This window comes from Bacillus sp. D386 (assembly GCF_006346415.1).
Genome location: NZ_VEMV01000003.1, coordinates 651,102 through 663,544, shown reverse-complemented (window position 1 = coordinate 663,544; position 12,443 = coordinate 651,102). Strand labels below are relative to the sequence as shown.

Genomic DNA, 12,443 nt, shown 5'->3' with positions numbered 1-12,443 from the left:
GGCATAGATAATTGCTTGTCTATCCTTTTGTTTACTGACTTCTAACTGCATAAATAAAGTTCCTGATACTCACGCGATGAAAATTTCGTCAAAAAACGTTGTAAATTCTCAACATTCTTAAACTATGGATATACGATATGGTAAAATGAAAAATTGTTAAAAAAATAGTTTTCTGATATCCATGTTTCCTTCATATAATGAATGTGAGCGGGGTTTCTTGGGTATTACGGGAAGAGATGTTTGCCCGCTGTGCCATCATGACGGTTGGGGGAAGACAATGGGGGTGTTTGGCGGAAGTAGACAAATGGGTAGGAGAAAAAGATATCATTTTTCTGCTCGAACGCATGGGGTTATGGAATTGAGGGGATGGGGGGAGGACTGAATATACCGCTTTTGAAGCAGACTCTGCAAATGGTAAAAGGGACTGTAGGATTACCGGGTCGAATGCTTTGCTTTCGAAAAATCATGACCAGCCGAGAAGCTTCAGCACCTGGGTAAATGACGAGTCATGGCGCAGAGAAAGTGCCCAAGCACTCAGCACCTTGTTTTTGGAACCACGTTTATTTATGACGGGCAGGAAATCAGCATGACAAATATCCACTTCGCGACCATTGAGCAGTACAACGGTGTGGGCATGAAAAATTTACACAATATTGAAATATGGCAAGGGCGATTTATACGAGGAGATCATGCAGATCATTGGAAAAATGGAAGAGACAATTCTCGAACATTAGTACAATGGGATGATACTCATCAAGCGGGAATTACAACGAATAAATCTGCTTAGTTTGACATCAATCCCAACTACTCTCATGCTAATGTGTTCAATCAGAAAAAGGATACGCAAAGTATTTTCTCGTACTACAAACAGATGATTCAACTCCGAAAAACCAACCTCTTATTTGTGTTTAGAACTATGACATATTCACCACGTACCACAACTGTGAATTTATACCTATGCCGAACCTTCGGGGACGAGCAGGCGGCGAGTCTGGTCTAATTGGCTCTCCAAGAATGTACCATTGTGATACAGGAAGAACTGAATGTACCCGTTAATGGTTATTTTTGAAAGCGTTTTCTAAAGGTGCCGCTGGATTAACTTTTGTTCGTATGAGGAAATGGTCTATCAGAAACGAAAGTTAAAAAAAGTGTGTATCGCAAAAGCACTTACAGCTTCTGTTTCATTAATTTTATACATGGTACAAAAATTCCCACATAGGAGGTTTCACATGATCAAGAAAAGAATAGTTGGTATATTGGCATCCGCCACCCTATTGGCAGGACTATTGGCAGGATGTTCGGAAGATGAAACGAAAAAAGCAACCACGGAAACAAAACCCAAGGAAACCACAAAAGAAACACTCAAACCTGAAGATGGAGCAACCCTGATTATTTGGGACAACGGAGCGGACGAGGGCGCGTGGGCGACCTATGTCGCAGAGCAATTCACGAAAAAATACAATGTGCCTGTTGAAGTACAAGAAGTGGGACACACAGACGCAGCAGGAAAATTGGAAACTGATGGGCCAGCTGGCTTAGGTGCCGATGTTTTCAACTCCGCCCATGATCATTTAGGAAAATTGGTGAAAGCAGGTTTGGTATATGACAACTATTATGCCGATGACTATCAAGACATGTTCTTGGAAGCAGCGGTAAACGGGACAAGTTTTGTGGATAAAGATGGAAAAAAGAAAATGTTCGGCTATCCCATCTCCATTGAAACATATGCCTTGTACTACAATAAAGACATCGTAAAAGAGGCACCAAAAACATGGGATGACTTGTTCAAAACAGCTAAAGGATTCCAAGCAACGAGCAAAGGAAAAAATCAGAAATATGGTTTTATGATGGAACCAGGTAACTTTTATTACACACATGCTTTCCTATCTGGTTATGGCGGTTATGTATTTGGAAAAGAAGACACCGATCCAACGGATCTTGGTGTCAACAATGAAGGAGCCATCAAATCGGCGGAATTTATGAAAAAAATCAACAAAGAATTGTTACCGATGAAAAAAGAAGACATTACAGGTGATGTGATTTCCTCTTTCTTCAATGAAAGTAAATTAGCCTACCGAATTTCAGGTCCATGGGATGTTAAAAACCATCAAGATGCTGGTGTGAACTTTGGAATCGCTCCACTTCCAACATTGGATAACGGCGAAACGCCAAAATCCTATTCAGGCATCAAAGCGTACTATGTAAACAGTTATTCCAAATATCCCAAAGCAGCAACTCTTTTAGCTCAAATGGCTTCCAGTGAAGAAATGCTCTTAAAAAGATACGAAATGACAGGCCAATTGCCACCAGCGACTTCGCTCCTTGAAAACGAAACCATCAAAAAAGATGAAGTGTCCATGGCTTTCTTGGAACAGGCGAAAAATGCTGTGCCGATGCCAAATATCCCTGAAATGCAAGCTGTATGGGGACCAATGGAAACGGCTTACACATCCATCTGGAATGATGGAACCGACTCGAAAAAAACGTTTGACGCAGCCAAAGAACAAATTGAAGATGCAGTGGCCACTCAGAATAAAAAATAAAGAGTTCATCTATCAAAAGAGCCGATATCCAGGTAGTGAGATATTGGTTCTTTTTTCTAAGAAGTGAAAAGGAGGTTAAAAACAAATGAAAACACATGCCAAGAAAAGCTTGATCTTTTCTTTGCTGTTTATGGGACTTGGGCAATTGTACAATCGACAGTACATCAAAGGGATCTTATTTATCTGTATGGAGCTATACCTTGTAGTGTTTTGGACATTACCGTTTCGAAATGCTATGTGGGGGTTGGCCACATTAGGGGAAACGGTGCAGACCCGTGTGGGATTTGAAATTCAGCAAGGGGATCACAGCATCTTCTTGTTAATCGAAGGTATCATCTTTTTAATTTGTGGCTTGTTCTTTGTATGGATGTATTATTTGAATGTGAAGGATGCTTGGAAAGTCGGACAATGGCGAGATCAAGGGGGAAAAACAAACTCATTCAAAGAAACCCTCCGTGTCTTAATAGATAAAGGATTTCCTTACTTTTTGCTCACACCATCCATTGTATTCACGGCCTTTTTAACCATCTTGCCTTTGATTTTTGGAATTACAATCGCTTTCACAAACTATTCAGGACCGAACCACTTGCCGCCTGCTTCTCTAGTGGACTGGGTGGGATTTCAAACCTTTGTGGACTTATTTAACTTGAAAACCTGGAACCGAACGTTCATCGGCGTCTTCGGATGGACGATTCTTTGGGCAATTTCAGCCACGGTTACCACGTTCTTTGTCGGAATCTTATTTGCAGTTCTCTTGAATTCAAAGGGAATCAAATTTCGGAAATTTTGGAGAAGCATTTATATCTTGCCATGGGCGATTCCTTCGTTCGTCAGCATTTTGATCATGAGGAACCTATTCAACGGGGAATTTGGACCTATTAACCAATATTTAGAAGTCATTGGACTATCCAGTATCCCATGGCTTAGCGACCCGATGTGGGCGAAATTCGCGCTTATCATGGTGAATGTCTGGTTTGGATTTCCGTTCTGGATGGTCTTGATGAGCGGCGTCATGACGAGCATAGATCGTGAATTATATGAGGCGGCGCAGGTGGATGGGGCAAACGGGAAGCAACAGTTCTGGAAAATCACCATGCCGATTGTCATGTTCTCTACCGCCCCCTTACTTATCATGCAGTTTGCTGGGAATTTTAATAACTTTAACCTGATTTATCTCATGACGAATGGAGGACCTGTGAATGTGGATTACAGTTATGCAGGCTCCACAGATATTTTAATCAGCTGGATTTACAAACTGACCCTCGACCAAAGCCAATTTAATATGGCAAGCGTTGTGAGCATCCTGATCTTCATTGTTATTGCCATCATTTCGGTTTGGAACTTCAGACGAACGAAAGCATTCAACGAGGAGGACATGATGTCATGAAACAAAAAACACGTGAACGAATTTCATTCGTGTGGAAACATTTTCTGCTTCTCGTGGTGGCCATCTTCGTGCTTTATCCAGTTGTATGGATTCTCATGGGAAGTTTGAATCCTGGGGATTCCCTATTCAGTGCACAGCTTCTTCCTGGGATGGAATGGGGTCTCTTTTGGGAAGGGGTTCGGAGTTTTGATTTCGCTCAAATTGCCCAGTCCGTAAAAGGAATCCGTTTATCCTTAGATCATTTTGTCTATTTGATTCAGAAAACCGAGTATGTGACATGGTATAAAAACACTTTAAAAATAGCACTATGGAACATGGTCATTTCGACCTTTTTAGTGGTCACAGCTGCCTATGCGTTTAGTCGATTCCGCTTTCCAGGCCGGAAAGAAGGATTGATGGCTATGTTGATTCTGCAAATGTTTCCCGGATTTATGGGTATGATTGCTATTTATATCCTGCTTTTACAAATGGGATTATTGGACAATCACTGGGGACTCATATTGGTTTATGCAGGCGGATCGATTCCGTTTAACGCCTGGCTTGTGAAAGGATACTTCGATTCCATGCCTCGCAGTTTGGAGGAAGCTGCGAAAATTGACGGAGCAGGTCATTTCACTATTTTCTTTAAAGTGATGATGCCATTGAGCGTTCCAATTCTCGTCTTCGTAGCGGTTTCGAACTTCATCGGTCCGTGGATGGACTTTATCTTTGCTCGACTGGTTTTACGATCCAATGAAAATAAAACCTTAGCGATTGGGTTGTTTGAGATGGTGACGGGACGAGGAAACACCGAATTTACGACATTCGCGGCTGGAGCAGTGCTTGTTGCACTGCCTATCACGATTCTCTTTATGGCGTTCCAAAAATACATGGTAGAAGGGTTGAAGGCTGGGGCGAATAAATAAGCCCCAAGCCCCCTTACGATGGCAGGTATTTAGAGAGCAAAAATTGTTCGGCATTTAGTAGAATCACGAAAGAACATGATGCCGTAATATTGGTTGGCCATTGATTATTCAATAAGTTTATTCCGAATTGAATTCAGAAACTAAACGGGTTTGTTCAGTTATGCTAAAGAAATGTTATCAATCTGCTGTAACTCTTCTTCTGTGAATGTGATATTTTTTAAAGCTCCAATGTTATCAAGAATCTGGCTAGGTTTGGAAGCTCCTATGAGAACACTGGTCACAATTCCATCTCGCAAAATCCAGCTTATCGCCATCTCTGCAAGTGTCTGCCCTCGCTCCTCAGCTATCTCATTGAGTTTTTTAATTTGAGTTAATCGGTCTTCGGATAAGGCAGAAGCATTTAAAAATCGTCCATCCGTCTTTATTCTACTGTCGTCCGGAATTCCATGTAAATATCGATTGGTTAACATTCCCTGTTCCAAAGGACTAAACGCAATAATACCTTTTTTTAACTTTTTAGATGTATCTTTCAAATCATTTTGTTCAATTGTTCGATCAAAAATTGAATACCTATTCTGATTTATAATAAATGGGCAATGTAATTCTTGTAAAATTTCAGTCGCCTTTTCTAACGTTTTTCCATCGTAGTTTGAGAGACCTACATATAATGCCTTGCCACTTCTAACGATTTGGGCTAGCGCATTCATCGTTTCTTCCAATGGTGTGTGGGGATCCATTCGATGATGGTAAAAAATATCAACATATTCTAATCCCATTCTCTTTAAGCTTTGGTCGAGGCTTGCAATAAGATATTTTCGGCTTCCCCAGTTTCCATATGGACCATCCCACATATCATATCCTGCTTTAGTACTGATGATAAGTTCATCACGATATGCTGCAAAGTTTTCTTTCATAATAAGTCCTAGATTTTTTTCAGCACTCCCAGGTTCTGGTCCATAGTTATTTGCTAAATCAAAGTGAGTAATTCCATTATCAAAAGCGGTAAAACAGAGTTGTTTCATATTTTCATATGAAGCTGTATCGCCGAAATTGTGCCAGAATCCTAATGAAATAGCTGGTAATTGAAGTCCACTGTCACCACAGTGGAAATATGTCATAGATTTATAACGTTGTCTTGATGCCTGATACATGTTTTCCCTCCTATATTAAATACTCTTACTTTACTCAGCGTAGCCTTCAAGTAGACTTGAAGTCAAGCGTAGTATTTTGTTTTTTAAGAGTAATTTAAATATTCTAAATTTATATGGAGGAAGGGGAGTCTATCCCAGAATGGAAGAATGATCGGGATAAACTATTTGATGTGTAGATGGTATTTTTACTATCTTCTCTATAAATGAATCTCACTGTTTTAGAGGTATTAAAAATCTCCTAATATACTCCTTTGTAAGATAGATTAACATTGTCTGTTCTATGTTACGATTCTGCATTTACCTTTTCTGCTGCTTGATTTTCAGTTTGGATTTTTGCCCAGCCAGTTCCTTTATTAACACAGGAACCTTTTTATTTTGCTATTGTCGGGAATATTCTAATTGTCCTCTGTGATTAGCCATATTTATAATCGGTAATCCAACTATCTAAAAGAGATACAATATGCATTGTTATCTTTGGGAAGAGTTTAACTAGTAGTAATAAACCGGTACATTGGAGTTATCTCCTATTATTAGTGATTGGAAATGCGAATCTTTTGTGTGGTTGCCGGTAAAATATGATAATCTGCAAGTATATAGGGACCTGGGAGGGATACTGGATGGAGTATAAATTATTGGCGGTTGATTTGGATGGAACTTTGTTGAATGCGAAGATGGATATTGACAAAGAAACGATAGAGGCCCTGCATGACTTTAAATCAAGGGGAGGAAAGATAATCATCTGCAGCGGAAGAACGCCTTTAGCGACTAGGTGGATTGCGGAGACTATCCGTATATCAGATCCAATCATTGCCTACAATGGAGCTGTTATACAAGGGCCGGACGGGAAGATTATTCAGCAATCTACCTTTAAAAAAGAAAGTCTGTTGGCCTTTATAGATGCGTGCCAAAGCTATGGGGTATATGGGCATTTGTATGAGGGTGACTGTTTACTAGTTCCAGAGAAAAATAAGTGGAATGAAAAATGGATTGAGAATAATATCCTGCCTTTACAAGGAACCGGTGCAGAAATGGTAGGATGTGAACGATTCCGGGCTCAATGCGAAATCAGGCTGTTTCATTCTTTCGATGAATATGTGAAAGAAAACGAACCTGCCATTCAAAAGCTGGCTGCTTTTCGGAAGGAACAAGGAGACTATGAAGGATTTATGGATCGGCTATTCAACATGGAAAATCATTTTGAAGTGAGCAGCAGCTTCGGTTTCACAAGCCTTGAAATTACTCCACCAAAGACTACTAAGGCTTCTGCTTTGGAATATTTGGCAAAAAGGCTTGGCTTGGATATGTCTGAGGTGGCTGCGATCGGTGACAACTTAAACGATAGACAAATGCTGCTTTCAGCGGGACTTGGCATAGCTATGGGAAATGCGCCGGAGGAAGTTAAGGAAGCAGCTGATGCTGTGACCGAGCCTAATGACCGAATGGGAGTAGCGCATGCAATCAAAAAATATATAATGTAAAAAGGTTTTTTTAGCATATCCTATGTAGTTCTGCATATGAGAATATGCTTCTTTTTTTGGATTAGAATGAAATAAAATTTTAAATATTCAATAAAATTATTGAATATCAATTTCAGTTGGAGTATATTGGAAGTGTTGAGTTACTAGTAAATGGTAATCGCAAAAGGAGCTACCTGGAGGTCTTACTAATGAAAGAAAATCTTAATCTATTAACCACGGAATCACGCAATGATCGAAGTATGCAGATAGACACTTCCAGTCCGATGGAAATTCTGCGAATTATGAATGAGGAAGACCAAAAAGTAGCCGCTGCAGTTCAAGAGGTTTTACCAGATGTTGAAATAGCCGTTCACTTTGCTGTTTCATCTTTCCAAAATGGAGGGCGCCTTATCTATATGGGAGCCGGGACTAGCGGAAGGCTTGGTGTACTCGATGCTGTTGAATGCCCGCCAACATTCAGTACCAAGCCAGAGATGGTACTGGGTATTATCGCCGGCGGAGAAAGCGCATTCATAAAGGCGGTTGAAGGAGCGGAGGATAGGCCGGAGGATGGCGAGAAGGATTTAAAAGACATCACCCTTACTGAGAATGATGCGGTTATCGGTATTGCTGCAAGCGGCCGGACACCATATGTTATTGGTGCACTTCGTTACGCACGGTCGGTAGGAGCCAAAACAGTGGCACTGTCGTGTAATAAACAGGCTAGAATCAGTGAAGAAGCAGATCATGCCATCGAGGTGGTCGTAGGTCCGGAAGTGCTTACGGGATCTACTAGACTGAAATCTGCAACCGCTCACAAAATGATTCTAAACATGATTTCAACCTCTTCAATGGTTTTGCTCGGCAAAGCGTATGAAAACTTAATGATTGATGTCCATGTCAGCAACGAGAAGCTCAAAGAAAGAGCTATCGGCATTATTAGCAAAATCACAGGAGTAAGCTATGAAACAGCGAGACAAACATTAGAGGATGCTGATCATCAAGTAAAGGTCGCCTTAGTCATGCTTAAAAAGGATATTAAGAAAGAAGAAGCGGCTCTGATTCTGGAGCAATCTGGAGGGTATGTCCGAAAAGCCATTGAAGCCGAGCTCTCAGATTGATTTAAACACAAGTAGGTGATGATAAGTGGTTTCCGGAGTATTGAAAATGGTAGTAAACAGGGTAGAACACTTGCCTGCATCTGAACGGAAAATTGCTGAATATATACTGGAAAATCCGTATGAGGTTGTCAATTGTAAAGTCAATGAATTGGCAGAAAAGACGAGTTCAAGCGGGGCAGCGGTCATCAGGCTATGCAAGTCACTGGGGCTGAATGGCTTCCAGGATTTGAAGGTCCGTATTGCAGGTGATCTCGGCAGACCGGAGGAACCGGGATACAGAGACATTGAACGGGATGAAACCGCCGAGATGATCGTCCAAAAGACTTTGAATAATAGTATACAAAGTTTGCGTGATTCCTCTGAAGTAATCAACTACGAAGAACTAAAAAAAGCGGTCGATGTGCTGTTGAAAGCGAAAAATGTCCATTTCTTTGGAATCGGGGCATCATCAATCATCGCCGTGGATGCGCAGCAAAAACTGCTTCGGATCAATAAAAGCGCAACAGCATTTTCGGATGCGCATCTTGTAGCAACATTGATTGCTAACGCCGAGCCGGATGACGTGGTATTCACCATTTCGTTTTCTGGTGAAACAATCGAGGTCATCGAAGTTACAAGACTCGCAAAGGAACAAGGTATCCAAACAATCAGTTTGACTAAATATGGGCCCTCATCGGTTGCAGCATTAGCCGATATTAATTTATATACATCCTATTCGAAGGAAGCTCCGTTCCGGAGTGCGGCCACTTCTTCAAGGTTAGCTCAGCTGTTCATGATTGATATTTTGTTTTTGAGCATGGCGACAGAGCAATATGAAGAAACGGTCAGAGCCATCGATAAGACGAGAGAGGCTATAAGATTTATGAAAGGCAAAACATACAAATAATCAGTTTTTGGGGGGAAAGAAAATGGCTGGTCAAGATTACAAAACTCTGGCTAAAAAAATCTTGGAGCAGTTGGGCGGGGCAAAGAATATTAAAGCCTTTACGAACTGTATGACACGTCTTAGAGTCACACCTTATGATGAATCACTCGTTAACAAAGAAGCCATAAAAAAAATCGATGGAGTTCTCGGCTTTGTTGAAGAAGAAACGCTGCAAATCATTCTGGGTCCTGGACATGTCAATAAGGTCACGGACGAATTCGAGAAGCTGGTCAAGGAATCAGGAGACATCAATCTTAATGAGCGGGCTTCCAGCCTGAAAGGTGAACTTAAAAAGAAAAACAGCACGCCGTTTAAGCTCTTTTTGAGGAAAATTGCCAGTATATTTATTCCTTTGATTCCTGCGTTAGTTGCTTCCGGTTTGGTCAATGGTATTTCTAAGGCTGTCATTCAAGCAGGATGGTTATCGGCTGAATCACAACTTGCAATTATTTTAACAGTTATCGGTGGAGGTTTATTCACCTATTTAGGAATCTTTGTAGGGATCAATACAGCGAAAGAGTTCGGTGGGTCCCCTGCACTTGGCGGGTTAGCCGCTATATTGATTATTAACCCTGCTGCTGCCCAGATTGTCTTGTTCGGGGAAGAATTACTGCCTGGACGCGGTGGTTTAATCGGGGTCATGTTTGCTGCGATATTTATGGCTTTTATTGAGAAGAATGTCCGTAAGTTTGTTCCAGCGTCGCTTGATATTATCGTGACACCGACTATTGCCCTTTTGCTTACAGGTATTATGACGTATCTGGTATTTATGCCTGTCGGGGGATTTGTCTCTGATGTGATTACAGATGGATTGACCGCAGTGCTTGATTTTGGAGGAGCCATTGCAGGATTTGTTCTTGGAGCGACATTCTTGCCGTTGGTCGTGACAGGCCTGCATCAAGGTCTCACACCTATCCATTTGGAATTACTCAATACAATCGGTGACGACCCATTATTACCTATTCTTGCAATGGGTGGCGCAGGTCAGGTTGGCGCTGCGTTCGCTATCTATATGAAAACAAAGAAAACACGCTTGAAAAGAGCGATTGGCGGGGGACTTCCTGCTGGTATTCTTGGAATCGGCGAGCCATTGATCTTCGGAGTTACATTGCCGCTCGGCCGTCCGTTCTTGACCGCATGTTTGGGGGCAGGCGTTGGTGCAGCCTTCCAAGCACATTTCAATATCGCAACGACAGCAATTGGGGTATCCGGTTTGCCGCTTGCATTCCTTGTGAATAACGGTGAGGTACTGCTTTACTTAGTCGGGGTATTAATTGCTTATGTTGCTGGCTTCATCTTTACATACCTGTTTGGGTTTAAAGATGAAATGGCTGGTGAATTTGATTGATCGGAATTTCCTTTTATTTGAATGATCCTCTGGCTGAGGAACGTATTATCCAAGCAGGCCAAATGGGGGTGAAGCGGGGATTTACCTCGCTTCATATCCCGGAGGAAGCAGGTGAGCTTGCAGTACGTGCCAAAAAGCTGCTACATCTGGCTAAAGGACAGGGAATCGATGTATATGCGGATGTTTCATTAAAAACCCCGGGCCATTTGGGAATCGACAGTTTGTATCAATTGAAGGAATTGGGTGTCACCGGGCTAAGACTGGACGATTTCTTTGACCATGGTTTTATTGCTAGTCTGGCAAGGGAATTTAAAATTGCGGTTAATTCAAGTATACTGTTCGAACGTGATATACAGCTGCTGCTGAATAACGGACTCAAAACTGAACAGATAATCGGTTGGCATAACTTTTACCCGCGGAGGGAAACAGGACTAAGTGAATCGTTTTTCCGGGAGCAAAATGCATTGTACAAGCGATATGACATTCCGATCTTTGCTTTTGTACCGGGAGGAGGCGAGAAACGCGGCCCTTTATTTGAAGGACTGCCGACTCTGGAGAAGCATCGATATATATCCCCTTTTATTGCCGCGCTTGAACTATATAAAGATGGAACGGAAGTATTTGTTGGTGATCCGGAGCCTGGAGAAGACTTACTCAAAAGGATGGATGGCTTTGAAAACGGAAAGATTAGCATCCAAACAGAGCAAGGATTCGAAAAATATGGTGAATACCGTTTGCGCCCGGATGCTTCCAGGGACGTTCTTCGTTTTATGGATACAAGGGTTGCGGAATCTGTACCGCCACTGCAAAATGATCTCCGTCCGAAAGGGAGCATAACCATTGATAATGACCTTTACGGACGCTATCGCGGTGAAATGCAGATTACGCTGACAGATTTGCCTGCTGATGAACGGGTCAATGTCGTTGGAAGTGTGGCAGAAAGTGATTTGCTGATTTTGGATCATGTGAAGCCTGGGATGGTCATTGAACTAGTATAGGAATAATGTAAACTCCACCCAATCAATGGGTTGGAGTTTTTTTGTAGGGAGACATGACTCATGAGAATTGCTTTTCCCTTCGACGTATTTATATCGACTAAAAAAGTAGCCTTCTTTCCTGCTAAATAAAGCCATTTAGACCTTACCAGCATATACTGTCCATGAAGGAGGGAGCTAAAAAATGTCCTTTATTGGCATCCTGTTTGTTGGTGGCTTTATTGGTTGGATTGCGGGATTACTTATTCATGAAAACGTTCACAACGGGATGGTGGGGAATTTCCTGGCTGGCATAATTGGTGCGTGGATTGGTACAGGAATTCTCGGTGAAATGGGTCCTGAAACTGGAGGGTTTTATCTATTTCCAGCATTCACAGGTGCTCTTGTCCTTACCCTAATTGTGAGTTTTATTTTAATAAAGACAAGTAAATGGTGAAATTATATAATGTGCCTCCTCAAAATCTGATTTTGAGGCTTCTTTGCGTTATACAGTTTTTTATTAAGCTATCCATTATAAGTTATTCTACCAAATTTTGTACCTTCATTTTAAGAGTATGGCTTGGTTTAATGGTAATGTTGTTTGTTTACGTATTATACAAAAAATAATGGCG

General features: G+C 41.5%; 12 protein-coding genes. 11 read left to right on the top strand and 1 reads right to left on the bottom strand.

Going from position 1 to position 12,443, the window contains the following annotated elements; all coding sequences use genetic code 11:
* Positions 1-197: 197 nt before the first annotated feature.
* The 5 genes from FHY45_RS20580 to FHY45_RS11855 all read left to right on the top strand — a co-directional run bounded on the left by FHY45_RS20580 (position 198) and on the right by FHY45_RS11855 (position 4,835).
* The gene (locus FHY45_RS20580) at positions 198-362 is read left to right on the top strand and encodes a hypothetical protein (protein WP_180349965.1); all 165 of its coding nucleotides are present in this window, start codon (positions 198-200) and stop codon (positions 360-362) included.
* A 146-nt stretch (positions 363-508) separates the two neighbouring features.
* Positions 509-787, top strand: coding sequence for an alpha-amylase family glycosyl hydrolase (locus FHY45_RS11870; RefSeq protein ID WP_148629692.1), 279 nt, complete (start codon positions 509-511; stop codon positions 785-787).
* A gap of 442 nt (positions 788-1,229) precedes the next feature.
* Positions 1,230-2,543, top strand: coding sequence for a sugar ABC transporter substrate-binding protein (locus FHY45_RS11865; RefSeq protein ID WP_139891969.1), 1,314 nt, complete (start codon positions 1,230-1,232; stop codon positions 2,541-2,543).
* A 265-nt stretch (positions 2,544-2,808) separates the two neighbouring features.
* Complete coding sequence (locus FHY45_RS11860) at positions 2,809-3,930, top strand: carbohydrate ABC transporter permease (RefSeq protein WP_306821552.1); 1,122 nt, start codon at positions 2,809-2,811, stop codon at positions 3,928-3,930.
* The gene (locus FHY45_RS11855; protein WP_066103904.1) at positions 3,927-4,835 is read left to right on the top strand and encodes a sugar ABC transporter permease; all 909 of its coding nucleotides are present in this window, start codon (positions 3,927-3,929) and stop codon (positions 4,833-4,835) included. Before FHY45_RS11860 ends, FHY45_RS11855 begins: the two co-directional genes overlap by 4 nt.
* A gap of 158 nt (positions 4,836-4,993) precedes the next feature.
* Here the strand turns inward: FHY45_RS11855 and FHY45_RS11850 are convergent, their stop codons facing one another.
* Complete coding sequence (locus tag FHY45_RS11850) at positions 4,994-5,986, bottom strand: aldo/keto reductase (protein WP_139891967.1); 993 nt, start codon at positions 5,984-5,986, stop codon at positions 4,994-4,996.
* A 617-nt stretch (positions 5,987-6,603) separates the two neighbouring features.
* Between FHY45_RS11850 and FHY45_RS11845 the strand changes: the two genes are divergently transcribed.
* The 6 genes from FHY45_RS11845 to FHY45_RS11820 all read left to right on the top strand — a co-directional run bounded on the left by FHY45_RS11845 (position 6,604) and on the right by FHY45_RS11820 (position 12,268).
* On the top strand, positions 6,604-7,464 hold the full coding sequence (locus FHY45_RS11845) for an HAD family hydrolase (protein WP_180349964.1): 861 nt from the start codon (positions 6,604-6,606) through the stop codon (positions 7,462-7,464).
* Positions 7,465-7,652: 188 nt separating this feature from the next.
* A complete protein-coding gene (gene murQ / locus FHY45_RS11840; RefSeq protein ID WP_139891965.1) occupies positions 7,653-8,564 on the top strand; it encodes an N-acetylmuramic acid 6-phosphate etherase in 912 nt (303 codons plus the stop codon).
* 25 nt (positions 8,565-8,589) lie between these two features.
* A complete protein-coding gene (locus tag FHY45_RS11835; RefSeq protein ID WP_139891964.1) occupies positions 8,590-9,450 on the top strand; it encodes a MurR/RpiR family transcriptional regulator in 861 nt (286 codons plus the stop codon).
* Between the two features lie 22 nt (positions 9,451-9,472).
* Positions 9,473-10,837: a PTS transporter subunit EIIC gene (locus tag FHY45_RS11830; protein WP_066103894.1), complete on the top strand. Its 1,365-nt coding sequence runs from the start codon at positions 9,473-9,475 to the stop codon at positions 10,835-10,837.
* A complete protein-coding gene (locus tag FHY45_RS11825; RefSeq protein ID WP_139891963.1) occupies positions 10,834-11,835 on the top strand; it encodes a MupG family TIM beta-alpha barrel fold protein in 1,002 nt (333 codons plus the stop codon). The genes FHY45_RS11830 and FHY45_RS11825 overlap by 4 nt, the downstream gene beginning before the upstream one ends.
* A gap of 181 nt (positions 11,836-12,016) precedes the next feature.
* Complete coding sequence (locus FHY45_RS11820) at positions 12,017-12,268, top strand: GlsB/YeaQ/YmgE family stress response membrane protein (RefSeq protein WP_139891962.1); 252 nt, start codon at positions 12,017-12,019, stop codon at positions 12,266-12,268.
* The last annotated feature ends 175 nt before the right edge of the window (positions 12,269-12,443 follow it).